Source organism: Nocardioides sp. NPDC047086 (assembly GCF_040643685.1).
In the GTDB taxonomy this organism is placed as follows: Bacteria; Actinomycetota; Actinomycetes; order Propionibacteriales; family Nocardioidaceae; genus Nocardioides.
In genome coordinates, this window is sequence record NZ_JBEYUV010000055.1 from 1 (window position 1) to 23,361 (window position 23,361).

At 69.0% G+C, this 23,361-nt stretch carries 22 protein-coding genes; 18 read left to right on the top strand and 4 right to left on the bottom strand.

The features are described 5' to 3' along the window. Positions 1-100: 100 nt before the first annotated feature. Positions 101-1,066, bottom strand: coding sequence for a type I pantothenate kinase (gene coaA / locus ABZ796_RS25840; protein WP_357340881.1), 966 nt, complete (start codon positions 1,064-1,066; stop codon positions 101-103). A 70-nt stretch (positions 1,067-1,136) separates the two neighbouring features. Here coaA and glmS point away from each other — a divergent pair, with 70 nt between their 5' ends. The 10 genes from glmS (at position 1,137) to tsaD (ending at position 11,376) form a co-directional block, all read left to right on the top strand. After that, the gene (gene glmS, locus ABZ796_RS25845) at positions 1,137-2,984 is read left to right on the top strand and encodes a glutamine--fructose-6-phosphate transaminase (isomerizing) (RefSeq protein WP_357340882.1); all 1,848 of its coding nucleotides are present in this window, start codon (positions 1,137-1,139) and stop codon (positions 2,982-2,984) included. Positions 2,985-2,997: 13 nt separating this feature from the next. Beyond that, on the top strand, positions 2,998-3,351 hold the full coding sequence (locus ABZ796_RS25850; RefSeq protein ID WP_357340883.1) for a holo-ACP synthase: 354 nt from the start codon (positions 2,998-3,000) through the stop codon (positions 3,349-3,351). A gap of 96 nt (positions 3,352-3,447) precedes the next feature. Next, positions 3,448-4,803, top strand: coding sequence for a bifunctional ADP-dependent NAD(P)H-hydrate dehydratase/NAD(P)H-hydrate epimerase (locus tag ABZ796_RS25855; RefSeq protein ID WP_357340884.1), 1,356 nt, complete (start codon positions 3,448-3,450; stop codon positions 4,801-4,803). Between the two features lie 26 nt (positions 4,804-4,829). Then, positions 4,830-6,017 carry an alanine racemase gene (alr, locus tag ABZ796_RS25860; RefSeq protein WP_357340885.1) on the top strand — a complete coding sequence of 396 codons (1,188 nt, stop codon included), beginning with the start codon at positions 4,830-4,832 and terminating at the stop codon, positions 6,015-6,017. Next, positions 6,014-7,111, top strand: coding sequence for an alpha/beta hydrolase (locus ABZ796_RS25865; RefSeq protein ID WP_357340886.1), 1,098 nt, complete (start codon positions 6,014-6,016; stop codon positions 7,109-7,111). Before alr ends, ABZ796_RS25865 begins: the two co-directional genes overlap by 4 nt. Further along, positions 7,108-8,052 (top strand): tRNA (adenosine(37)-N6)-threonylcarbamoyltransferase complex ATPase subunit type 1 TsaE, encoded by a 945-nt coding sequence (gene tsaE, locus ABZ796_RS25870; protein ID WP_357340887.1) that lies wholly within the window; start codon positions 7,108-7,110, stop codon positions 8,050-8,052. The genes ABZ796_RS25865 and tsaE overlap by 4 nt, the downstream gene beginning before the upstream one ends. A 10-nt stretch (positions 8,053-8,062) precedes the next feature. Further along, positions 8,063-8,755: a tRNA (adenosine(37)-N6)-threonylcarbamoyltransferase complex dimerization subunit type 1 TsaB gene (gene tsaB, locus ABZ796_RS25875; RefSeq protein ID WP_357340888.1), complete on the top strand. Its 693-nt coding sequence runs from the start codon at positions 8,063-8,065 to the stop codon at positions 8,753-8,755. After that, on the top strand, positions 8,752-9,219 hold the full coding sequence (gene rimI / locus ABZ796_RS25880) for a ribosomal protein S18-alanine N-acetyltransferase (protein ID WP_357340889.1): 468 nt from the start codon (positions 8,752-8,754) through the stop codon (positions 9,217-9,219). The genes tsaB and rimI overlap by 4 nt, the downstream gene beginning before the upstream one ends. A 47-nt stretch (positions 9,220-9,266) precedes the next feature. Then, positions 9,267-9,821 (top strand): hypothetical protein, encoded by a 555-nt coding sequence (locus ABZ796_RS25885; RefSeq protein WP_357340890.1) that lies wholly within the window; start codon positions 9,267-9,269, stop codon positions 9,819-9,821. Positions 9,822-10,314: 493 nt separating this feature from the next. Next, positions 10,315-11,376, top strand: coding sequence for a tRNA (adenosine(37)-N6)-threonylcarbamoyltransferase complex transferase subunit TsaD (tsaD, locus tag ABZ796_RS25890; RefSeq protein WP_357340891.1), 1,062 nt, complete (start codon positions 10,315-10,317; stop codon positions 11,374-11,376). Between the two features lie 3 nt (positions 11,377-11,379). On the opposite strand, the gene ABZ796_RS25895 is transcribed toward tsaD, so the two are convergent. Continuing rightward, positions 11,380-12,549 (bottom strand): SAM-dependent methyltransferase, encoded by a 1,170-nt coding sequence (locus tag ABZ796_RS25895; RefSeq protein WP_357340892.1) that lies wholly within the window; start codon positions 12,547-12,549, stop codon positions 11,380-11,382. Between the two features lie 130 nt (positions 12,550-12,679). Between ABZ796_RS25895 and ABZ796_RS25900 the strand changes: the two genes are divergently transcribed. The 3 genes from ABZ796_RS25900 to groL all read left to right on the top strand — a co-directional run bounded on the left by ABZ796_RS25900 (position 12,680) and on the right by groL (position 15,621). Continuing rightward, on the top strand, positions 12,680-13,429 hold the full coding sequence (locus ABZ796_RS25900) for a hypothetical protein (RefSeq protein ID WP_357340893.1): 750 nt from the start codon (positions 12,680-12,682) through the stop codon (positions 13,427-13,429). 187 nt (positions 13,430-13,616) lie between these two features. Continuing rightward, positions 13,617-13,910: a co-chaperone GroES gene (groES, locus tag ABZ796_RS25905; protein WP_357340895.1), complete on the top strand. Its 294-nt coding sequence runs from the start codon at positions 13,617-13,619 to the stop codon at positions 13,908-13,910. A gap of 91 nt (positions 13,911-14,001) precedes the next feature. Then, positions 14,002-15,621, top strand: a complete 1,620-nt coding sequence (gene groL, locus ABZ796_RS25910; RefSeq protein ID WP_357340896.1) for a chaperonin GroEL — start codon at positions 14,002-14,004, stop codon at positions 15,619-15,621. A 208-nt stretch (positions 15,622-15,829) separates the two neighbouring features. Here groL and ABZ796_RS25915 read toward each other — a convergent pair whose 3' ends face one another. Next, positions 15,830-16,579: a GH25 family lysozyme gene (locus ABZ796_RS25915; protein ID WP_357340898.1), complete on the bottom strand. Its 750-nt coding sequence runs from the start codon at positions 16,577-16,579 to the stop codon at positions 15,830-15,832. 20 nt (positions 16,580-16,599) lie between these two features. Then, entirely contained in the window at positions 16,600-17,277 is a 678-nt protein-coding gene (locus ABZ796_RS25920; protein WP_357340900.1) for a DUF305 domain-containing protein, read from the bottom strand. A gap of 179 nt (positions 17,278-17,456) precedes the next feature. Between ABZ796_RS25920 and ABZ796_RS25925 the strand changes: the two genes are divergently transcribed. From ABZ796_RS25925 to guaB, 5 genes are all read left to right on the top strand, one after another. After that, a complete protein-coding gene (locus ABZ796_RS25925) occupies positions 17,457-18,923 on the top strand; it encodes a hypothetical protein (protein ID WP_357340902.1) in 1,467 nt (488 codons plus the stop codon). Between the two features lie 143 nt (positions 18,924-19,066). Then, the gene (locus ABZ796_RS25930) at positions 19,067-19,885 is read left to right on the top strand and encodes a hypothetical protein (RefSeq protein WP_357340904.1); all 819 of its coding nucleotides are present in this window, start codon (positions 19,067-19,069) and stop codon (positions 19,883-19,885) included. A 66-nt stretch (positions 19,886-19,951) separates the two neighbouring features. Beyond that, positions 19,952-20,737, top strand: coding sequence for a DUF1684 domain-containing protein (locus ABZ796_RS25935; protein WP_357340906.1), 786 nt, complete (start codon positions 19,952-19,954; stop codon positions 20,735-20,737). A 54-nt stretch (positions 20,738-20,791) separates the two neighbouring features. Next, positions 20,792-21,703, top strand: a complete 912-nt coding sequence (locus tag ABZ796_RS25940) for a GNAT family N-acetyltransferase (RefSeq protein ID WP_357340908.1) — start codon at positions 20,792-20,794, stop codon at positions 21,701-21,703. Between the two features lie 61 nt (positions 21,704-21,764). Continuing rightward, the gene (gene guaB / locus ABZ796_RS25945) at positions 21,765-23,264 is read left to right on the top strand and encodes an IMP dehydrogenase (RefSeq protein ID WP_357340909.1); all 1,500 of its coding nucleotides are present in this window, start codon (positions 21,765-21,767) and stop codon (positions 23,262-23,264) included. Positions 23,265-23,361 lie beyond the last annotated feature (97 nt).

Consider the following 23,361-nt stretch of genomic DNA (forward strand, 5'->3'; position numbering starts at 1 on the left):
GTCGAGACCAACACGGTGCGATCTAGCGCGGAGCTCACCGTGTTGGTCTCGACACGCCTCCGCCTAGCGGCTCCGGCGGCTCGACCAGCGGGGGCAGGGGTCAGATCTTGCGCAACCTCACATACCGCACCGAGTGGTCGCGGTCCTTGCGGAGGACGAGGGTGGCGCGGGAGCGGGTGGGCAGGACGTTCTCGCGGAGGTTGGGGCCGTTGATCTCGTTCCAGATCTCGGTGGCGCGGGTGACGGCCTCGTCATGGCTCAGCGCCGCGTACTTCGTGAAGTAGGACGACGGGTCGCGGAAGGCGGTCTCGCGCAGCCGCAGGAAGCGCTCGACGTACCACTGCTTGATGTCGCGCGAGTCGGCGTCGACGAAGACGGAGAAGTCGAAGAAGTCGGAGAGACCGAGCGAGATGGTGCCGTCGGCCCGGACCCGGGAGGGCTGCAGGACGTTGAGGCCCTCGAGGATGACGATGTCGGGCTTCTTGACCAGCACCGTCTGGTCGGTGACGTCGTAGGTCAGGTGGGAGTAGATCGGTGCGCGCACCTCGTCCTCACCCGACTTGAGGTCGACGAGGAAGCGGAGCAGGGCCTTGCGGTCGTACGACTCCGGGAAGCCCTTGCGCTCCATCAGGCCACGACGCTCGAGCTCGGCGTTGGGGTAGAGGAACCCGTCGGTCGTGACCAGCGCGACGTTGGGGTGCTCGGGCCAGTGGGCGAGCATCTGCTGGAGCACACGAGCCGTGGTCGACTTGCCGACGGCGACGGATCCGGCGACACCGATGACGAACGGCGTACGTTCCGGCATCGTCTTGCCGAGGAACAGCTCCTGCTGGTCGTGGAGCTTGGCCGAGGCGCTCACGTAGAGGCTCAGCAGCCGGCTCAGCGGCAGATAGACCTCCTCGACCTCCTTGAGGTCGATCTGGTCGCCCAGGCCCCGCAGAGACTCGATCTCTGCCTCGGTCAGCGGACTCTCGGTCTCGGTCGCGAGCTCGGCCCACGCGCTTCGGTCGAGCTCGACGTAGGGCGAGGAGCCGCGGTCATCGCCGTGTGGCCCGGGGTGTGACATGGCAACGATTGTTACGCACATGCGCCGCCGCTTCCTTATGGGGCCCACGAGAGCCGTAGGATCATCCGCCATGTGCGGCATCGTTGGGTACGTCGGAGACCGGTCGGCGCAGGACGTCGTGATCGATGGCCTGCGGCGGTTGGAGTACCGCGGCTACGACTCGGCCGGGATCGCGCTGATCTCGGCTGACGGGGCCCTGGCGGTGGACAAGAGGGCCGGCAAGCTCGCCAACCTGGAGAAGGCGATCGCGGGCACTCCGTTGCCGGCGTCGACGACCGGGATCGGCCACACCCGCTGGGCGACCCACGGCGGTCCGACCGACGACAACGCCCACCCGCACGTCGGCCGCACCGGTCGCGTCGCGGTCGTGCACAACGGGATCATCGAGAACTTCGCCGAGCTGCGGGCCTCGCTGGAGACCGACGGCCACGAGTTCACCTCGCAGACCGACACCGAGGTGGCCGCCCACCTGCTCGAGCGTGAGGTCGTCGGCGGGGCCGACCTGACCATCGCGATGCAGAAGGTGTGTTCGATCCTCGAAGGTGCCTTCACCTTCGTCGCGATCGACGCCGAGGACCCGTCCCGGGTCGTCGCCGCCCGGCGCAACAGCCCGCTCGTGGTCGGCCTCGGCGAGGGGGAGTCCTTCCTCGGCTCCGACGTCGCCGCCTTCATCGAGCACACCCGCGAGGCGATGGAGCTCGACCAGGACCAGGTCGTCACCATCACGCGCGAGGGCGCGACGGTCACCAACTTCGACGGCACCCCCGCCGAGGGCCGCCGCTTCCACGTCGACTGGGACCTGGCCGCCGCCGAGAAGGACGGCCACGACTGGTTCATGCGCAAGGAGATCCTCGAGCAGCCTCGTGCTGTCGCCGACTCGTTGCTGGGGCGGCGTACGCCTTCGGGGTCTCTGCACCTCGACGAGATGCGGCTCGACGACGACGAGCTGCGCGAGGTCACCAAGATCATCATCATCGCCGCGGGGACGTCGTTCTACGCCGGGATGGTCGCGAAGTACGCCATCGAGCACTGGTGCCGGATCTCGGTCGAGGTCGAGCTGGCCTCCGAGTTCCGCTACCGCGACCCGATCCTCGACAACTCCACCCTGGTGGTGGCGATCTCGCAGTCGGGCGAGACCGCCGACACGCTGCAGGCGATCCGGCACGCGCGTTCGCAGCGCTCCAAGGTGCTGGCGATCTGCAACACCAACGGCTCCACGATCCCGCGCGAGTCCGACGCGGTCATCTACACCCACGCCGGCCCGGAGATCGGGGTCGCCTCGACCAAGGGGTACGTCACCCAGCTGGTCGCCTGCTACCTGCTCGCGCTCTACCTGGCCCAGGTCAAGGGCACGATGTACGGCGACGAGATCGACGGCGTGATGACCCAGCTCGAGGCGATGCCCGACGCCGTGTCGAAGGTCCTGGAGACGGCCCCGCAGGTCTACGAGCTCGCGCGCGAGTACGCCGACCGCCGTGCTTTCCTGTTCCTGGGCCGTCACGCCGGCTATCCGGTGGCCCTGGAGGGCGCGCTCAAGCTCAAGGAGCTCGCCTACCTGCACGCCGAGGGGTTCGCCGCCGGCGAGCTCAAGCACGGTCCGATCGCGCTGGTCGAGGAGGGCCTGCCGATCTGGTGCATCGTGCCCCCGCGCGGCCGCGACTTCCTGCACGACAAGATGCGCTCCGGGATCATGGAGGTGCGTGCCCGCGGCGCACGCACCATCGCCCTGGTCGAGGAGGGGGACGACTCGGTCGACTCGGTCTCCGACACGATCATCCGGCTCCCGAAGGTGCCGGTGCTCCTGCAACCGCTCGTCGCGGTCGTACCGATGCAGCTCTTCGCCTGCCAGCTCGCCACCGAGCTCGGCTACGACGTCGATCAGCCGCGCAACCTCGCCAAGTCCGTCACGGTCGAGTGATGGCGCTGCGCTGATGGCCGTGGTCGGAGTCGGGATCGACGTGTGCGACCTGGGGCGCTTCGAGGAGTCGCTGCAACGTACGCCGCGGCTGCGGGAGCGTCTGTTCACGCCCGCGGAGGCGGCGAAGCCGATGGCCTCCCTGGCCGCGAGGTTCGCCGCCAAGGAGGCGCTCGCCAAGGCGCTCGGCGCGCCACAGGGGATGGAGTGGCACGACGCCGAGGTGATCTCGGAGTCGTCCGGGCAGCCCCGGTTCGAGCTCCGCGGCACGGTGCTGGCGCAGGCGAGGAAGCTCGGCGTCGCCACCGTGCACCTCTCGCTCTCCCACGACGCCGGGATCGCCTCGGCGATGGTCGTCCTGGAGGACTGACCAACGGCCCATCCACGCCGAAACCATGACGCGTAGGCTTGGGCCATGCGGCGTGCGCACTCGGTTGAGCAGGTCAGAGCGGCAGAGAAGGCCTTGATGGCGAGCCTGCCAGAAGGCGCCCTGATGCAGCGTGCGGCGGCCGGGCTGGCCTACGCGGTCATCGGTCACCTTCGCGAGCGGGGTCTCGGCGGCGCCTACGGGAAGCGCGTCGTCCTGCTCGTCGGGAGCGGGGACAACGGCGGCGACGCGTTGTACGCCGGGGCGCTGCTTGCGCGCCGCGGGGCTCGGGTCGAGGCGTGGTTGTTGTCGGAGCGGGCGCATGCGGGCGGGGTCGGTTCCCTGAAGGCGGCAGGGGGGACTGTCTCCTCTGGCGTGGTCTCGACAAGCTCGACCACCGCGGATGTCGTGGTCGACGGGATCGTGGGGATCGGCGGGAAGCCCGGGCTGAGGCCCGAGGCGGAGGAGGCGCTGGGCCTGCTTGCCGGGGTTCCGGTGGTCTCCGTCGACACGCCGAGCGGGGTCTGCGTCGACACCGGTGAGATCGACAGGGCTCATGTGACCGCCGACCTGACGGTCTCCTTCGGCACCTACAAGCCGTGCCATCTGCTCGACCCGGCCGCTTCGGCGTGCGGAAAGGTCCAGCTGGTCGACATCGGGCTGGATCTGCCGGCTCCGGCCATCGAGAGTCTCGAGGCCGCCGACGTGGCGGCGCTGGTGCCGAGACCGGCGCCGGACGGGCACAAGTACACCCGCGGCGTCGTCGGGCTCCGCGTCGGCAGCGCCACCTATCCCGGCGCCGCCCTGCTGGCCGTCTCCGGCGCCAACACCGGGCTTGCCGGAATGGTCCGCTACGTCGGAACGGCGGCCGAGTGGGTCAAGCGGCACCACCCGGAGGTCGTCGGCGACGGCCAGGCACAGGCCTGGGTGGTCGGCTCCGGCAGCGCCGACGGCGCCAACAGCGCGCTCGCGTTCGCCCGGGCGAGCGGCGTACCTCTGGTCATCGACGCCGACAGCCTGCGTGCGCTGAACGGGCCGCTCGGGGTGCCCGCGATCCTGACTCCGCACGCAGGCGAGCTCGGGGCGCTCATCCGGGAGGATCGCGGCGACATCGAGGCCCGCCCGCTGCACTACGCACGGCTCGCGGCCAAGCGGTTCGACGCGGTGGTGCTGCTCAAGGGGCGGCGCACCACGATCGCCTCGCCGGATCCCGACACGCCCGTACGGGTCAACACCACGGGTACGTCCTGGCTCGCCACCGCGGGGTCGGGAGACGTGCTGGGCGGGCTGATCGGCTCGCTGCTCGCGGCCGGGCTCGACCCCATCGACGCCGCCTCGGCCGGGGCCTGGCTGCACGGCGCGGCTGCGACCCTGGCGAGCGCCGGTGGGCCGGTCACCGCGAGCGGCGTTGCCGCGGCGATACCCGCCGTTATCCGATCCCTTCCTGCTGTCTGAAGTTAGCGGCAACTATCCTTGACACCATGTCACCGAGCCCAGCGCCTCGGGCTCCGCTTCGGCGAGCCGAGATCGTCATCGACCTCGCCGCGATCCGACACAACGTCTCGCGGCTGCGGGAGCACCTGCGTATGCCGATCATGGCGGTGGTGAAGGCCGACGGCTACGGACACGGTCTGGTCGAGTCCGGACGGGCCGCGCGCGAGGGCGGCGCGGACTGGCTCGGGGTGGCTTCCGCCGACGAGGCGCTCGCGCTCCGCGAGGCCGGCGACACCGGCCGGCTGCTGGCCTGGCTGATCATGCCGAGCGAGCCCGTCGAGGAGCTCGTGGCCGCGGACATCGACATCACCGCCTATACCGTCGCCGACCTGGAGAAGTTCGCTGCTGCCGGCGACACCCTGGGCCGTACGCCGCGGGTGCAGCTCAAGGTCGACACCGGACTATCCCGGGGCGGCGCGGCCTTCGGGGACTGGTCGAACCTGGTCGGGCTGGCGCGCATCCTGGAGGCGGAGGGAGCGATCCGGGTCACCGGGATCTGGTCACACTTCAGCGCCAGCGAGAACACCGCCGACCCGGCCAACGCCCTCCAGGAGAAGGTCTTCGGAGAGGCGCTCGCGGTCGCCGAGGAGGCAGGCCTGCGGCCGGAGGTGCGTCATCTCGCCAACTCCGCGGGCGCGCTGCTGCGCCCGAGCGCTCGGCTCGACCTGGTCCGGGTCGGGATCGCGACGTACGGCATCGACCCGGCGCCCGGTGTCGAGGGATCCCCGTGGGCCGAGCTCGGACTCGTCCCCGCGATGACGGTGCGGGCCGAGTTGGCGCTGGTGAAGCCGATCGAGGCCGGTGCGGGCGTCTCCTACAACCACATCTGGGTGGCCGAGCAGCCGACGACGGTGGGGCTGATCCCGGTCGGCTACGCCGAGGGCATCCAACGTCGTGCCGGAAATCGTGCCGAGGTGTGGGTGGCTGGCGCCCGGCGACCCGTGCGCGGCACCATCTGCATGGACCAGATCGTGGTCGATCTCGGGGACGCACCGGTCGAACGCGGTGCCGAGGTGGTTCTGTGGGGCACCGGCGCCGATGGTGAGCCGACCGCCCAGGACTGGGCCGAGGCGAGCGAGACCATCGCCTACGAGGTCGTCACCAGAATCGGAGGACGGATGAAGCGGCGTTATGTTGACACAGACGTCGACACCGAGCAGGGAGACGACAGATGAGCAGCATCGCAGCACGGATCGGCCAGATCGCGGCAGGGACGCTGGGGGCGGCAGCGGTCGCTGCCGCCGCCCGCGGCGCGGTGGTGGTCAGAAAGCGCCGCCGCGCGATCGAGGAGCGCCCCGAGGACCGGACCCCGCTCGGTACGCTGCGGTCCTGCCCGATCACGGTGGTGACCTCCGACGGCGTGCCTCTCCATGTCGAGGTCGACGAGGTCGACCCCGCTCACACGCACCCCGGCGGGGCGAACGGGGTGACGCTCGTCTTCGTGCACGGCTACTGCCTCAACCTCGACTGCTGGCACTTCCAGCGCGCCGCCTATCGGGGCCTGGTGCGGTCGGTCTTCTACGACCAGCGCAGCCACGGCCGAAGCGGCCGCTCCTCGCTCGGCAACGCCACGATCGACCAGCTCGGTGACGACCTGCTCCGGGTGCTGGACGCGGTCGTGCCGGAGGGGCCGGTGATCCTGGTCGGCCACTCGATGGGCGGGATGACGATCGCCGCGCTCGCCGAGGACCACCCCGAGCTGTTCGCGCCCTACGACGAGGGCGGCCGGATCATCGGCGCCGCCCTGATCTCGACGACCGCCGGTGGACTCGACCCGAGCCGGCTGCTGATCCCGGTGCTCCCGGCCAAGCTGTCCGGCGGGATCGCCAACAGCACCATGCGGACCCTGGCTCGCGGTCACGGGATCGTCGACCGGTTCCGGGCGATGGGGGCCTCCGTCGCGACGGTCTTCACCGACGTGTTCGCCTTCGGGGACGAGGTGCCCGAGACGTACGTCGAGTTCGTCGATGGGCTGCTCTCGCAGACGCCGTTCGAGGTGGTCGCGGAGTTCTTCCCGAGCTTCCGCGCACTGGACAAGTTCGCGTCGATCGCCACGCTCGGCCGGGTGCCGACCACGATCATCTGCGGCACCGCGGACCGGCTCACCTCGATCGGCCACAGCCGCAAGCTGCACTCCTACATCCCCGGATCGCGCCTGGTCGAGTGTGAGAAGGCCGGCCACATGGTCATCCTCGAGCGGCACGGACAGGTCAACGCCGAGCTCGACCAGCTGCTCGCCTCGGCCACCCGGGATGCGGCTTCGGCATGACGCTCGTCTTCGAGCGGGTCGGGCCGGAGGCCGCGGCCGAGGTGCTCGGCATCGTCCGGGCGGCCTTCTCCGCCCGCCCGCCGCTGGACCCGCCCGCCGAAGCACTCGGGGAGACCGAGGGATCGATGAAGGAGCGCCTCTCCGGGTTCGGGGGCGTGCTGGCGCGGTTCGACGGGGTCGCTGTCGGGACTGTGGTCATGGACCCCGCCGACTCGACCATGTGGCTGCGTCGGTTCGCTGTTCTGCCTGATCAGCAGGGTCATGGGGTGGCGCACAAGATGGTGACGTACGCCGCCGGGGTCGCGGTCTCCGAAGGCTTCGGTGACCTTGCCGTGATCGCGCGTGAGGAGCTTCCGGAGACGTTGCGGTTCTGGGAGCGGCAAGGATTTCGAGAGGTGTCCCGGGAGTCTCCGGCGGTGCGGCTGCATCGTCCGCTGAACGAGTACGTCGTCGAGGCGCTCGACGCCGACGCCATGTTCGAGCTCGGCCGGCGGGTCGCCGACCTGGTCTCTGCCGGCGACGTGCTCGTCCTCTCCGGCGGTCTCGGCGCCGGCAAGACCACCTTCACCAAGGGCCTCGGTGCCGGGCTCGGGGTACGCGGCGAGATCACCTCGCCGACTTTCGTGATCGCCCGGGTGCATCCCTCCACGGTCGGCGGCCCGGAGCTCGTCCACGTCGACGCCTATCGGCTCGGCGGGATCGAGGAGCTCGACGACCTCGACCTGGACACCGATCTCGACGACGCGGTGACCGTCGTGGAGTGGGGCGAGGGACTGGCCGAGGGGCTCTCCGAGTCGCGGCTGGAGATCCGGATCGTACGTGCCGAGGCCGACGAGGCGCCGTTGGATCTGGTCGAGGCGCCCGACGGAGCGGATCCTCGGCGGGTGGAGATCGTCCCGGTCGGGGCCCGCTGGCGCGGCGTCGACCTCGGCGCGCTCTAGGGTGTGAGTTGTGCTTCTCGCCTTTGACACCGCCACGCCCCAGGTGACTGTGGCGCTCCACGACGGCGACGACGTCGTCGCCGAGGTCGTCTCCGACCGGACCATGAAGCATGGTGAGCAGCTCGCGCCGATGATCTCTGACGTCCTCGCGGAGGCCGGGATCGTACGCCAGGATCTGACCGCCATCGCGGTCGGCGCCGGCCCCGGCCCGTTCACCGGCCTGCGGGTCGGGCTGGTCACCGCCCGGACGCTCGGGTTCGCGCTGGAGATACCGGTCTATGCGGCCTGCACCCTGGACGTGCTGGCGGTGGAGGCCGTGGTCTCGACAAGCTCGACCACCAAGGACATCGAGGGTGGGTTCGTCGTGGCGACGGACGCGCGGCGCAAGGAGGTCTACCTGGCCTCCTACGACGCCGACGGCGTACGCCTCGAGGGGCCGGTCGTCGCCCGCCCCGCCGAGGTCGCCACCTCGGTGCCGGCCGTCGGGGAGGGGGCGCTGCTCTATCCCGAGGCGTTCCCGACGCCGTTCGGCCCGGTGCGCCCGTCCGCCGGCTGGCTGGCGCGGGCGGTCGCCGAGGAACGGGTCGAGCTGATGGATCCCGAGCCGCTCTACCTGCGTCGGCCTGATGCAGTCGAGCAGGCTGCCCAGAAGAAGGTCCAGAAGAAGGTCCAGAAGAAGGCCCAGAAGAAGGTTTCGCAGTGACCGTACGCTCGGCGGGCCCGGACGACGTCGACGCGATCGCCGACCTCGAGCTCGAGGCATTCCCCGACGACGCCTGGACCCCCGAGTACCTGCAGGTGGCGATCGACGGGAAGATGCCGACGGTCCGGATCCTCGTCGCCGTCGATGATGCGGGAGCGGTCATCGGCCATGCGCTGGTCAGCGTCGTCTACGAGATCGCCGAGCTCCAGCGGATCGCGACCGTTACCGAGCAGCGCCGTCGAGGAATCGGTGGGTCGCTCCTCGCGGCGTCGATCGACCTCGCCCGGAGCGAGGGAGCGGAGCGACTTCTCCTCGAGGTGCGTGAAGGCAACGTCGCGGCCATCGAGTTCTACGACCAAGCGGGATTCGTCGAGATCGACCGCCGCGAGCGCTACTACCGTGATGGGGCGACCGGGATCGTGCTGGCGATGGAGCTCACCGGCTCGGCAGCGACATCTGGCTGAGGCGGCATCGGCGGAAAATGTCGGTGGTCTGTGGTGCGATCAATGCCATGGCCTTCAATCGCAACGGGTTCGAATCGACGACAGCCGGCATCGCCCTGGCGAGGACGATCGGGCGCGACGGCTTGCGTGCGCCCACCCTCAAGGTGGTCGCCGAGGAGGCGAACATGGCGATGTCGACGCTGCACAAGTGGTTCGCCGGGCGGGAGAACATGCTGCCCCATGCCGCGGCGGGATTTGCCGGCATCTACTGGGAGCAGGTCGCTCAGCGGGTGAATGCACGGGGATGGGCAGGCTATCTGCCTTCGACCTGGGACGAGATGTTCTTTCTCAGGGCCTGGCTGGGAATCGAGGAGCTCGCTCGGACGAACGACGATGTCGGCGAGGCGGTCCGGGACCTGTGGCACAACGTCAGGTTCTGGCTCCGCAGCTCGATCGGCCGGGAACTCTCGGACTTCGAGTCGGGCGGGCTGGTGATACTGCTCCGCGGGCTCTGGGACTCCCTCTGCTCCGCCGATCCGATCGATCCTGATCTCGCGCAACAACTCTGGGCTGCCGCTTACTCAGCGCTCCATGACGATCTGGACAGCGCGCAAGCCGCCTGAGACGTAGGGCCTCCGACCGAGTGCTTCTCGGGCGGGGCCACGTGAGTCCCGGGGCGAGTGAAAGTTCGTTCGTGGGGTTGTCGCGAGTGAAAGTTCGTTCGTGGGGTTGTTGCGAGTGAAAGTTCGTTCGTGGGGTTGTTGCGAGTGAAAGTTCGTTCGTGGGGTTGTTGCGAGTGAAAGTTCGTTCGCGCGGTTGTTGCGAGTGAAAGTTCGTTCGTGGGGTTGTTGCGAGTGAAAGTTCGTTCGCGCGGTTGTCACGAGTGAAGATTCGTTCGCGCGGTTGTCACGAATGAAGATTCGTTCGCGCCTCTGAGCGGAATGAAAGTTCGTTCGCCCACCGAAGCGAGGGCGGCCCCCGCCCGGGTCAGCGCATGTCGGCCAAGGTGCGTCGGCCAAGGTGCGTCGGCCAAGGTGCGTCGGCCAGGTGCGTGTGTTGAGCGTGTAACCCAGGCTGCTCCTGAGCCCGAGATCGACGTGGAGGCAGAATGGGCTCATGACTTCCGGTGCCCTCGTTGATGAGCCCCTGGTCCTCGGGATCGAGACGTCGTGCGACGAGACCGGAATCGGGGTCGTGCGCGGGCACACGCTGCTGGCCGACGCGGTGGCGAGCAGCGTCGAGGAGCATGCTCGGTTCGGTGGGGTCGTGCCGGAGGTCGCCAGCCGGGCCCACCTGGAGGCGATGGTCCCGACGATCGAGCGGGCGTGCGAGGAGTCGGGCATCAAGCTGAACGACGTCGACGCGATCGCGGTCACCTCAGGGCCCGGCCTCGCGGGCGCCCTCCTGGTCGGGGTCGCCGCGGCCAAGGCGCTCGCCCTCGGGCTCGACAAGCCGATCTACGGGGTCAACCACCTGGCTTCGCACGTCGCGGTCGACCAGCTCCAGCACGGTCCGCTTCCCGAGCCGTGCGTTGCCATGCTCGTCTCCGGCGGCCACTCCAGCCTGCTCAAGGTCACCGACATCACCGAGGGCGTCGACCCGATGGGCGCGACCATCGACGACGCCGCGGGCGAGGCCTTCGACAAGGTCGCCCGTCTGCTCGGCCTCGGCTTCCCCGGTGGGCCGGTGATCGACCGGACCGCCACGTCGGGCAGCTCGATCGCGATCGACTTTCCCCGTGGGCTCACCGGCCGTCGCGACCTGGAGCGTCACCGCTTCGACTTCTCCTTCTCCGGCCTCAAGACCGCGGTCGCCCGCTGGATCGAGGCCAGGGAGCGCAGCGGCGAGCCGGTCCCGGTTGCCGATGTGGCCGCCAGCTTCCAGGAGGCGGTGGTCGACGTCCTGGTGCGCAAGGCCCTCGACGCAGCCTCCTCGGAAGGCATCGAGGACATCATCATCGGTGGCGGGGTCGCCGCCAACAGCCGGCTCCGGGTCCTCGCCGAGGAGCGTGCCACCAAGCTCGGCATCCGTGTCCGAGTCCCGCGCCCGGGCCTGTGCACCGACAACGGCGCGATGGTGGCGGCTCTGGGGGCGGAGATGGTGGCGAGGGGACGTACTCCTTCGGCGCTGGACCTCCCGGCCGACTCCTCCCAGCCGATCACGACCGTCCTGGTCTGACCCTCAGAAGGGCCGCACCAGCAGACAGGTCCCCTCGCCGGCGACCCTGGTGAGCACGATCGTCGCCTCCTCGGTGCCGGACAGCGAGAGTCGCTTGCGGAGCTGCTCGGGGACGACCTGCACGCCGCGCTTCTTGATCGTCAGCTTCCCGATCCCGCGCTCGCGCAGCGCCGCCTTGAGCTGCTTCTCCCGGTAGGGGAGCTCCTCGAGCACCTGATACCCACGGGCGAAGGGCGTCTCGAAGGAGGCGGAGGAGGTGACGTACGCGATGTGCTCGTCGACCAGATGTCCCTGCACCCCGGCAGCGACGGCGGTGACCAGTCCGGCGCGGATGACCGCCCCGTCGGGCTCGTAGAGGAACTCGGCGACCGCGCCGACCTCGGCGCCGGGATCGTCCTCGGAGGTGAGCGTCGCCAGGCCGCGCTCGCCGATCACGGTGGCACGCCGGTGCGTGCTCGCCAGCGACCCCGACCACAGCGCGGCCTCCTTGACCTCGCCGCGGTCGCTGACCCACTCGGCCTCGACTTTGTCGGGTACGAGATCGTGCGGGATCCCGGGGGCGACCTTCACACACGCATCACGCATGAAGAGCGTCTCCACCCACGACCACGGCGGCGTCCACCCCTCCGCGGAGAAGACGCGGCCCTTGGCGCCGCGACGCGCCGGATCGGCGTACGCGACGTCGAAGGGGGAATGGTCGACACCTGTTGCGTCGGCGACGGTGACCGCACCTGGCAGCTCGAGAGCGTCGAGGTTCGCCTGGGCGACGGCGACCCGCTCCGGATCGTGGTCCACGCCGGCGGCGGTGAGCCCGGCGCACGAGGAGGCGATCAGGTCGCCGCCGATCCCGCAGCCCAGGTCGATGACGCTCGCCGCGTCGAAGGCACGCAGCCGCGCCGCCCGGTGGTGGGCGACCGCGAGGCGGGTCGCCTGCTCGAGGCCGTCGGGGGTGAAGTACATCCTCGGCGCGAGGTCGCCGAACTTGGCGGCGGCCTTCCGGCGCAGGTCGACCTGGGTCATCGCCGCCGCGACACGCTCGGCCGACTCGTCCTTGCGCAGCGCCGTCTGCACCGCCAGGGCAGAGTCCTCACCCGCGGCAGTCATCTCGGTGGCCCGCGCCAGCAGCCGTTGCCCGTCATCGGTCAGCAACCAGGCGAAGGCGTCGAGGTCCATACTCCGATCCTCTCAAGCGGCGTTCGGGACCCGAAGTTCCCATTACCCTCCGGGGTGTCACTGATCTAGGATCCGTCACGTGTGCCGTCCCTCACGTCGAATCCTGGAGAGCCTCGGGGCACTCGCAGCAGTGCTGACACTGCTCTCAACGACACTGCTGTCGCTGCTGTTCGCCGCACCTGCTTCCGCGGATACGGTGACCCCGGCCCGCGACTGCTCGCGGGGCAACGGTTACCACGACCTGGACGGTGAGTACTCGACCACGGCGTCGGCGCCCGCCGGCTATCTGATCGCCTCCTACTGCGTGGAGAGCGGTGGCCGCCGGGGCAGTTCGGAGGTGCACACCCTGGAGCCGCCGCAGCGCACCACGACCGTCTGGCACAGCGAGGGGCGTCCACTGAGGGGGTACACGGTGACGTACGTCAGGACCTCGGAATCTGGTCAGCCGGAGCCGGAGCCGGAGCCGGAGCCCGAACCGGAGCCGGATGAGAGCTCCGGATCCGAGAATGACCAGGACGGGTCGGCCGCGCCCTCGGCCACACAGGACGCCGAGGAGGAGCAGGGCTCCGCCGACGGCGACGACAGGACGGCCGCGCCGGGCCCCGCCGAGCAGAGCGAGCCGAACGAGAGTACGTCGTCAGCAGCCCCCGAACCGAAGCCGAGCCGCAAGCCCTCTTCTGGTGGGCCCGCGACGTCGGAGAGCCCGTCTCGGATGACCGCCTTGAGCGATGGCGAAGAGCTCAAGGTCACCTCGCTCGCCGAGAAGAACGCCGACAACGACGAGACCCTGCGGGAGCTCGTGGTCGCCGGCAGCATCGTCATCGTCGGTCTCCTGGCCGGCATGATCGCACTCGTGGTGAGGCTCCCCGGGCAGCGATAGAGCAGGCTTGCTGGCACTCATTGCAGTCGAGTGCTAACGTCTGCACTGGCACTCTCCCCCTGAGTGTGCCAGCGCTTGCGAGTCGGGTGCGACCCCCGCGACGGCGCATCTGGCAGATCGCAAGCACAGACGTAGCAACACCCACCGAAGTCTGACTCCGTAGAAAAGAAATGGGGAGGTCGACACAGTGTCGGTCAACATCAAGCCTCTTGAGGACCGGATCGTCGTCAAGGCCGTCGAGGCCGAGCAGACCACCGCCTCCGGTCTGGTCATCCCGGACACCGCCAAGGAGAAGCCCCAGGAGGGCGAGGTCCTGGCGCTCGGCCCGGGTCGCATCGACGACAAGGGCAACCGCGTCCCGATCGACGTCGCCGTGGGCGACAAGGTCATCTACAGCAAGTACGGCGGCACCGAGGTGAAGTACGCCGGCGAGGAGTACCTCATCCTCTCGGCTCGCGACATCCTCGCGGTCATCGCCTGACGTCATCCGTCTCGCATCGACGCGGCCGGGCCGACGGGGTTATCACGTCCTGGGCCCCGGCCGCGTTCTGCGTACAAGGGAGTAAATACCAATGCCGAAGATCCTGGAGTTCGACGAGAACGCCCGCCGCGCCCTCGAGCGTGGCGTCGACGCCCTCGCCAACGCCGTCAAGGTGACGCTGGGCCCCAAGGGCCGCTACGTCGTCCTCGACAAGAAGTGGGGCGCTCCGACCATCACCAACGACGGTGTCACCGTCGCCCGTGAGGTCGAGCTGGACGACCCGTTCGAGAACCTTGGTGCTCAGCTCACCAAGGAGGTCGCGACCAAGACCAACGACATCGCCGGTGACGGTACGACCACCGCGACCGTCCTCGCCCAGGCGATGGTCCACGAGGGTCTGCGCGCGGTTGCCGCCGGCGCGAACCCGATGAGCCTCAAGCGCGGGATGGACGCCGCCGCGGCCGCCGTCGGCGACGCTCTGCGTGCCGCCGCCCGTGAGGTCGTCGACGAGTCCGACATGGCCTCGGTCGCCACGATCTCCTCCCGCGACGCGAAGATCGGCGAGATCCTCGCCGAGGCCTTCGCCAAGGTGGGCAAGGACGGTGTCATCACCGTCGAGGAGTCCAACACCACCGGCACCGAGCTCGAGTTCACCGAGGGTATGCAGTTCGACAAGGGCTACATCTCTCAGTACTTCGTGACCGACCAGGAGCGGATGGAGGCCGTCATCGACGACCCGCTGATCCTGCTCGTCCAGGGCAAGATCAGCTCCATCCAGGAGCTCCTGCCGCTGCTGGAGAAGGTCATCGCCGCCGGCAAGCCGCTGTTCATCATCGCCGAGGACGTCGAGGGCGAAGCCCTCTCGACCCTGGTCGTGAACAAGATCAAGGGCACCTTCAACGCGACCGCCGTCAAGGCGCCCGCGTTCGGTGACCGCCGCAAGGCCATGCTGCAGGACATCGCGATCCTCACCGGCGCGCAGGTCGTCGCCGAGGAGGTCGGCCTCAAGCTCGACCAGGTCGGTCTCGAGGTGCTCGGCACCGCTCGCCGCGTGACGGTCTCCAAGGACAACACGACCATCGTCGAGGGTGGCGGCGACGCCGCTGCCGTCGAGGGTCGAGTCAACGAGATCAAGTCCGAGATCGAGCGCACCGACTCCGACTGGGACCGCGAGAAGCTCCAGGAGCGCCTCGCCAAGCTCGCCGGTGGCGTCTGCGTGATCAAGGTCGGCGCTCACACCGAGGTGGAGCTCAAGGAGAAGAAGCACCGCATCGAGGACGCTGTCTCCGCGACCCGTGCCGCCATCGAGGAGGGCATCGTCCCCGGCGGTGGCTCGGCCCTCATCCACGCGGTGAACGTGCTGGAGAAGGACCTCGGTCTCGAGGGCGACGAGGCGGTCGGCGTACGTGTCGTCCGCAAGGCCGCCGACGAGCCGCTGCGCTGGATCGCCGAGAACGGTGGCGACAACGGCTACGTCATCACCACCAAGGTCCGCGACCTCGGTGTCGGCCAGGGCTACAACGCCGCCACCGGTGAGTACGGCGACCTGGTTGCCCAGGGCGTCATCGACCCGGTCAAGGTCACCCGCTCCGCGCTCATCAACGCCACCTCGATCGCGGGCATGCTGCTCACGACCGAGACCCTGGTCGTCGACAAGCCGGAAGAGGAAGAGGCGCCCGCGGCCGGTCACGGCCACGGTCACGGCCACTGACCTCGAGTCGCCACAGCCGGCGTCCCGCTTCGTGCGGGGCGCCGGCTCTCGTTTCGCTGGTCGAGCCGCGAGCGCCAGCGAGCGTGTCGAGACCAACACGGTCCTGTCCGCGCTCGATTCGACTGTGTTGGTCTCGACACGGATTCGCTCGTTCCCTTCGACAAGCTCAGGACATCGCCTCACGAATCCGGCTCGACCGACGGGGCTCTCAGCGAACGACCAACTCGTCGAGCGAGACGTCGTCCGAAAGCACGTTCATGTCCACGTACGCCTCGTCCTCACTGCCCACACCGTCGAGCCGGTCCCGGTTGGAGTACTGCCAGATGGCCCAGGACCGTCCGTCCGGCACCCGGGGCGGCCACGCGACCGAACGGAACCAGATCGGGTTCTCGGGATAGGCGTCGACCAGATAGGCACGGTAGGCCGACGGCGTGGTGTAGATGACCGGCGCGATGCCGTAGTGCGCCTCGAGCGTGGACAGCAGCGGATCGAGGATGGCGCGGACCTCGGTGGCGGGCGGCAGGTTCCCCTTGAAGGAACCGTAGGGCTCCAGGTCGACGACGGGCGCGAGCGTGCCGGCCGCGCGGGGCACCGTGGCGATCATGTTGTGCGCCTGGTCGGCGCCCGGGCTCTCGAAGCTCATGAAGTGGTAGGCACCGGTCGCGATTCCGGCTCGCCGGGCCTCGGCCCAGTTGGCGGCGAAGCGCGAGTCCACGTGCGCAGAACCCTCGGTCGCCTTGATCCAGGCGAAGTCGATGTCCTGATCGGCGACCCGTGGCCAGTCGACGGTGCCGTTGTGGTGGGAGACGTCGATGCCGCGTACGTCGTACTGGGCCGCGAACAGACGGGTCGGCATCACGACGCCGGTGTAGACCAGCGTGGTGGTGACCAGGGCGAGGCAGGCGACGACGGCGGAGCCGATCAGCACGCGTCGACGACGGGCGGGGGCGAGGGGCACCCGCCGAAACGTACCGGTTCTCACAGCTGGGCGAGGAGCTTCTCCATGATGTCGATCTCGACCGACTGGGTGGCCTCGACATCCATCGCCATCTCGATCGCCAGCGCGTCGCTGCCCTGGGAGGCCATCGGCTCGGCCATCTCAAGGGCGCCCTGGTGGTGCTGGATCATCCCGGTCAGGAAGAGCCGGTCGAACTCCTCGCCACGGGCCTTGCCGAGCTCGCTCATCTGAGCCGGGGTGAGCATGCCGGCCATGGTGTGCGCGGGGTCCGAGGCACGCGGCACCCGCAGCCCGCGGGTGTCGAGCCATCCGCTCATCGCCACGATCTCGGGGCCCTGTGCGGACTCGATGCGCTTGGCCAAGGACACGACCTCGGGGTCGACGCCGTGCTCGCGCGCCAGCCGGGTCATCTCCAGCGCCTGCGCGTGGTGCGGGATCATCATCGTCACGAAGTCGGCATCGGTCTGGGACCACGGGTCGGTGGCAGCGGCCGAGGGCGAGATCGTCGCCGCGGCCTCACCCGGCGCTCCGCCCTGGACCACCGGCGCCGACTGGGTGGCCGCGTCCGGGCTGGGCGAGTGCGCGCCGTGCGTGCCGTGCTCGCCGTGCGCGTCGTCAGCGGAACCTCCGCACCCGCCGAGCGACATCGCCGCGAACACGGCCCCCGAGATGATGACGCCCAACCGCCTACCGGGCATGTGTCTCCTTCCGAGATCCCGCAGAGGTGAACAATTTATTCATATTCGATGCCTCCCGTGTACGACTTTTACTAAAGTTGAGAAGTCCTGCCCGGGCCATACCCCACGGCCGACTCGGAAGGCTTGCGATCATGAGGCTTAGACGACCCACCCAATACCTTGCCCCCATCGCGGTGGTCATGGTTGTCGCAGGAGGGCTGGCCGTCGCCGCCCCGTCCTCCGCAGACGAGTCCCACACCCACGGCACCGAGACCACCGAGTCTCCCGAGGCCCAGACGAGCTGCACCGCTGAGGAGAAGCAGGCGATCACCAAGCTCGGTGACAACTTCGCCTCCGCCTGCGTCGCCGGCAACGACCTCGCCAACCTCGGCGCCAACAATCCGGTCGTACCCGTCGGGGAGTCCGACGGCACACCCAACATGCACCTGATCGCCAACATCCCGAAGTCGGGCGCCTTCACGCCCGCCAACGCGCTCAACAGCGATCTCGCCTTCCAGGGGCACTACGCCTTCGCGGGCAACTACAACGGGTTCAACGTCATCGACATCAAGAACCCGAAGAAGCCGCGCCTCGTGAAGCAGTACGTCTGCCCCGGGTCCCAGAACGACATCTCCGTCTATGACGACCTGCTGGTCCTCTCCGTCGACTCCAGCCGCAGCAACAACACCTGCGACAACGTGGCGCAGTCGGCCGAGATCAAGGAGTCCTGGGAAGGCATCCGGGTCTTCGACATCAGCAACCCGCGAGACCCGCAGTACGTCGCCGCGGTCGAGACCAAGTGCGGCTCCCACACCCACTCGCTGGCACCGAGCAAGGACCGGCGATCGGTCTATGCGTACGTCTCCTCATACGGGCCTCGCGAGACCTACCCCGACTGCCAGCCTCCGCACGACAAGATCAGCATCGTGAAGATCCCCACGCGGGCGCCCGAGCGGGCCGCGGTGGTCAGCGAGCCGGTGCTGTTCCCCGACGGCGGCTACACCAACACCGCGGGCTGCCACGACATCACCACCTACCCGTCGAAGGACATCGCGGCCGGTGCCTGCATGGGCGACGGCATCCTGATGGACATCTCCGACCGCGAGAACCCGGTGGTGACCGAGCAGGTCACCGACACCACGAACTTCGCGTTCTGGCACTCGGCCACCTTCAACAACACCGGCACCAAGGTCGTCTTCACCGACGAGCTCGGTGGTGGCGGTGCGCCGACCTGCAACCCGGAGACCGGGATGGAGAAGGGCGCCAACGGCATCTACGACATCGAGGGCGGTCAGCTCGTCTTCAAGTCCTACTACAAGATGCCGCGCACCCAGTCGAACACCGAGAACTGCGTCGCCCACAACGGTTCGCTGATCCCGGTCAAGGGCAAGGACATCATGGTCCAGGCTTGGTACCAGGGCGGTGTGTCGGTCTACGACTTCACCGACTCGGCCAACCCGAAGGAGATCGCCTGGTTCGACCGCGGTCCGTTCGAGGACACCTCGACGATCGCCGGGCCCTGGTCGACCTACTACTACAACGGCTACATCTACTCCAACGAGATCCAGCGCGGCTTCGACGTCTTCGACCTGCGCGACCCGCGGGTCGCCTCGGCCAAGAAGGTGCGCTTCGACGAGCTGAACGTCCAGGCTCAGCCCTCCTACTGAGCAGAGCCGAGTAGGCGCATCTGACCCCGTGTCTCGCGACGCGAAGCGAGCGAGAGGGGTCGGATGCGCCGACGCGGCGATTTCAAGGAATGACCAGCTGGTAGCAACCTCCCGGTCATCAGGAGACGCCATGGTTCACGGCGATGAGCAAGACGGCTGCGGACGACGACTGTGTTGGTCTCGACACGCCTCCGCCCAGAGGCTCCGGCGGCTCGACCAGCGGTCCCCCCGTCGGTCGAGCCGTGAGCGCCAGCGAGCGTGTCGAGACCAACACAGTCACCTGGCTGATCGCAGCCTTCCTCGGGCTGCTCCTCGTGAGGTTCCTGTGGAGCCTGGCGAGGAACGAGAACCTCCTCCCCGGCGAGGTGATCGACCATCTGCTCCACCCGGACGTCCTCGCAGGGGTCTGGCTGACGATCCGGCTGACCGCGCTGGTCTTCGCGGTGGCCTGGGCGATCGGGCTCGTGGTGCTCACGATGGAGAGGTCGGGAAACCTGGTACTGGGCGGGATCTCGGCGGCGTACGTCTGGGTCTTCGGCAGCATCCCGGTGCTCGTCCAGCTGCTGCTGTGGAGCAACATCGCGCTGATCTTTCCCGACATCACCTTCGGGATCCCGGGTGTGCACATCGACGCGGTCCGGCTGGTCACGCCGGTCCACGCGGCGATCGCGGGGCTGGCGCTGGCGATGGGAGCCCAGGCGGCACGGGCGCTCCCGAGCGGTGACCGGCTCACCGTGCTGGGCGACCTCCTGGTGGCGACGCTCCAGGCGACGAGCCTGGTCTCGGTGCTCTCGATCACCGACCTGCTCGGCGTCGTCCAGGCGCTCGAGGAGCGCAACCACCTGATCATCCCGCTGCTCGTGGTGGCGGCGATCTGGTACCTCCTCCTGGTCACCGTGGCACGTGGCGTGATCCGTCTGGCCAGGCTCGCTCGCGCGACGGAAAAGATGCGCCGGGGGTGAACGCCAGGGTAAAAGTCGACGACCATTGCAACACCTGGCAACGCAAGTCTTTGTAGAGTGCAGCGCGTGACTTTCGAGCAGGCCTGGCAACGGTGGCGCGATGAGCGGGAAGCCGGGCTGAGAAGTCCCGAGGGTTTCCTGGCGATCACCGGCCTGCACTGGCTGGGTCCCCGGCCGGTTCGATTCCCCGGAATCCCGGGCGTCTGGTCGACCGGCCCGGAGGGTGCTGTCGTCGAGCTGGGCGAGGGTGAGTGGCTCGAGCTCGGCGGTGCCACCCTCGCGGGGCGGTACGTCTTCGGTCACGTCGATCCTGTCGGCGTGATCGCGTCCTTCGACGCCGGGACGGTCGAGCTCGCCGACCGCTTCGGCACCCCGGTGCTGCGGCCGCGGCAGCCCGACGGGCCGTTCCTGCGCGACTACACCGGCACGCCGACGTACGCTCCGGACCCGTCGTGGCGGGTCAGCGCCGCCTTCACCGCCTACGAGACGAGCCGCCCGATCTCGGTCGGCTCCGTGGTGGAGGGTCGTTCGAGCATCATCGACGCCGTGGGGGAGGTCGCGTTCGAGGTCGGTGGTCGCCCGCAGCGGCTGATCGCCTTCGACGGTGGCGACGGCGAGCTGTGGCTGCTGTTCACCGACGAGACCAGCGGCGTGACGACCTACGCCGCCTGCCGTCAGCTGGCCGTCGAGCCGCCGGCCGGAGGCACCGTCGTCCTCGACTTCAACCGCGCCGCCAACATGCCCTGCGCCTACACGATCCACGCCACCTGCCCGCTCCCGCCCGCGAGCAACCACATCGACGTGCTTGTCGAAGCGGGCGAGCAGACCCCGCCACGACCACCCGCGGACTGAAGGTTTAACCGTGGGTAACGGACCAGAAACAGGGAAACAGGCAGACTAGGGCGCATGGCGGGGACGATGTTGTGGAGAGTGCGTACGACGCTTCCGGACCGACCGGGCACGCTGGCGGTGCTGGCGCAGCGCTGTGGTGAGGCCGGGGTCAACATCCTGGGGATGCAGATCTTCCCAGGGCTGGCCCAGGTCACCGACGAGTTCGTGCTGCGTACGCCCGAGGGCTGGGGCGAGAAGGAGATCTGCGACCTGATCTCCGCCGCGGGTGGCGACGGGATCGTCATCCAGAACGCCACCGAGGCGGCTCTGGCCGACCAGCCGACGCGCTACGTGCAGGCGGCCCGGCACGTCCTGGAGCGGCCGATGTCGTTCCCGGAGGTGGTCGCCCAGCTCTTCGACGCCGAGGCCGAGGCCCCGCCAGGGGTCGTCCACGACACCATGGAGCTGCGGGTCGCCGACGTCGACGTCCAGCTGCACCGCACCGCCCCCTTCACCGCGACCGAGCACGCCCGCGGCTCCGCGATGGCCGACCTGGTCAACGACGTCCTCGACCGCAGCCGCGAGTCGGCGGCGATCGGCACCACCCCACCCGTACGCCGCCTGGGCACCGGGAGCACCCCCGACCTCGTCGTCACCGGGGAGACCGTCACCGCCCTGATCGACGGCGTCGCCGTCGGTATCGGCGAGGTCCTGGCCCCGACCGAGGACGACGAGAACGTACGCGTCGTCAACCTGCGCGTCGACCCGGTCTGGCAGCGCCGCGGCATCGGGACCAGGCTGCTGGTCGACACCGCCAAGCTCGCGCACATGCTCGGCGCCGACGAGATCCTGCTCACCACCCAGTCCGACAACCAGGCGGTGCTGCCGATGGTTCTCGCCGCGGGGATGCGCGGCCGGATCCGGATGGCCGGCGACCTGCTGACCGTCAAGGTGCCGGTGCGGGACCTCAAACCGTTGCGGACCTAGATTCATCGCGATGACTCCTGGCGTTTTCGGCCACGCGGGAGCCTGAACGTAGAATCTCTTCATGGAGATCCCGGAGAAGTTCGCGACGCTCGGCCTCACCTACGACGACGTACTCCTGATGCCTGGATACTCGGATCTGGCGCCGTCCGACATCGATACGACCTCCCGGCTGACCCGCGAGATCAACCTGCGGGTGCCGCTGATCTCCGCGGCGATGGACACCGTGACCGAGTCGCGGATGGCGATCGCGATGGCCCGCCAGGGCGGCATCGGTGTGCTCCACCGCAACCTGTCGATCGAGGATCAGGCCTACCAGGTCGACCTGGTCAAGCGCACCCAGACCGGGATCATCTCCAACCCGGTCACCATCGGCCCCGACGCGACGCTGGAGCAGCTCGACAAGCTCGCCGGTGAATACCGGATCTCCGGGTTCCCCGTCGTCGACGTCGACCAGAAGCTGATCGGCATCATCACCAACCGCGACCTCCGGTTCACCCCGGTCGCGGAGTGGGCGACCACGAAGGTCAACGAGGTGATGACCTCCAAGGACCTGATCACCGGTCCCGCCGAGATCTCGCGCGAGGAGGCCACCAAGCTGCTGCGTCAGCACAAGCTCGAGCGGCTTCCCCTGGTCGACACCGACGGCCGCATCACCGGTCTGATCACGGTCAAGGACTTCGTGAAGTCGGAGCAGTTCCCCGACGCCTCCAAGGACGCGCAGGGCCGCCTCCTCGTCGGCGCGGCGATCGGCTACTTCGGTGACGCCTGGGAGCGGGCCACCACGCTCATCGATGCCGGTGTCGACGTGCTCGTCGCGGACACGGCCCACGGCAACGTACGCATGCTGATCGACATGGTCCGCCGGCTCAAGACCGACCCGGCGACCAAGCACGTCCAGGTCATCGGCGGCAACGTCGCCACCAAGGAGGGCGCGCAGAGCTTCGTCGACGCGGGCGCCGACGCGGTCAAGGTCGGCGTCGGGCCGGGCTCGATCTGCACCACCCGCGTCGTCACCGGTGTCGGTGTCCCGCAGATCTCCGCGGTCTACGAGGCGAGCCTGGCCTGCAAGCCGGCCGGCGTCCCGGTGATCGCCGACGGTGGTCTGCGCTACTCCGGCGAGATCGGCAAGGCCATCGTCGCCGGTGCCGACACCGTGATGCTCGGCTCGATGCTGGCCGGCACCGAGGAGACCCCCGGTGACACGGTCCTGATCAACGGCAAGCAGTTCAAGGCCTACCGCGGCATGGGTTCCATGGGCGCGATGTCCTCGCGCGGCAAGAAGTCCTTCTCCAAGGACCGCTACTTCCAGGCCGAGGTCACCGACGACGACATGATCGTCCCCGAGGGTGTCGAGGGCCAGGTCGCCTACAAGGGCTCGCTGGCCACCGTCGCCCACCAGCTCACCGGCGGCCTGCACCAGACCATGTTCTACGTCGGCGCGCGCACGATCCCCGAGCTGCAGAGCCAGGGCCGCTTCATGCGGATCACCTCGGCCTCGCTCAAGGAGAGCCACCCCCACGACATCCAGGTCACGGCCGAGGCCCCGAACTACCACCTCTGAGCCTGCCGTCGAGCCGAGTCGGCTCGTCCTGACCGAAAACCGCCCCGGCGAGTCTCGCCCGCCCTACCGGGGGCAGCAGCCCCGTCCGGGTCAGCAG

Bases quoted from the DNA above. Each gene is read 5' to 3' on its own strand.
- coaA (WP_357340881.1), bottom strand. From the start codon at position 1,066: ATGTCACACCCCGGGCCACACGGCGATGACCGCGGCTCCTCGCCCTAC.
- glmS (WP_357340882.1), top strand. From the start codon at position 1,137: ATGTGCGGCATCGTTGGGTACGTCGGAGACCGGTCGGCGCAGGACGTC.
- ABZ796_RS25850 (WP_357340883.1), top strand. From the start codon at position 2,998: ATGGCCGTGGTCGGAGTCGGGATCGACGTGTGCGACCTGGGGCGCTTC.
- ABZ796_RS25855 (WP_357340884.1), top strand. From the start codon at position 3,448: ATGGCGAGCCTGCCAGAAGGCGCCCTGATGCAGCGTGCGGCGGCCGGG.
- alr (WP_357340885.1), top strand. From the start codon at position 4,830: ATGTCACCGAGCCCAGCGCCTCGGGCTCCGCTTCGGCGAGCCGAGATC.
- ABZ796_RS25865 (WP_357340886.1), top strand. From the start codon at position 6,014: ATGAGCAGCATCGCAGCACGGATCGGCCAGATCGCGGCAGGGACGCTG.
- tsaE (WP_357340887.1), top strand. From the start codon at position 7,108: ATGACGCTCGTCTTCGAGCGGGTCGGGCCGGAGGCCGCGGCCGAGGTG.
- ABZ796_RS25885 (WP_357340890.1), top strand. From the start codon at position 9,267: ATGGCCTTCAATCGCAACGGGTTCGAATCGACGACAGCCGGCATCGCC.
- tsaD (WP_357340891.1), top strand. From the start codon at position 10,315: ATGACTTCCGGTGCCCTCGTTGATGAGCCCCTGGTCCTCGGGATCGAG.
- ABZ796_RS25895 (WP_357340892.1), bottom strand. From the start codon at position 12,549: ATGGACCTCGACGCCTTCGCCTGGTTGCTGACCGATGACGGGCAACGG.
- groL (WP_357340896.1), top strand. From the start codon at position 14,002: ATGCCGAAGATCCTGGAGTTCGACGAGAACGCCCGCCGCGCCCTCGAG.
- ABZ796_RS25920 (WP_357340900.1), bottom strand. From the start codon at position 17,277: ATGCCCGGTAGGCGGTTGGGCGTCATCATCTCGGGGGCCGTGTTCGCG.
- ABZ796_RS25925 (WP_357340902.1), top strand. From the start codon at position 17,457: ATGGTTGTCGCAGGAGGGCTGGCCGTCGCCGCCCCGTCCTCCGCAGAC.
- ABZ796_RS25930 (WP_357340904.1), top strand. From the start codon at position 19,067: ATGAGCAAGACGGCTGCGGACGACGACTGTGTTGGTCTCGACACGCCT.
- ABZ796_RS25940 (WP_357340908.1), top strand. From the start codon at position 20,792: ATGGCGGGGACGATGTTGTGGAGAGTGCGTACGACGCTTCCGGACCGA.
- guaB (WP_357340909.1), top strand. From the start codon at position 21,765: ATGGAGATCCCGGAGAAGTTCGCGACGCTCGGCCTCACCTACGACGAC.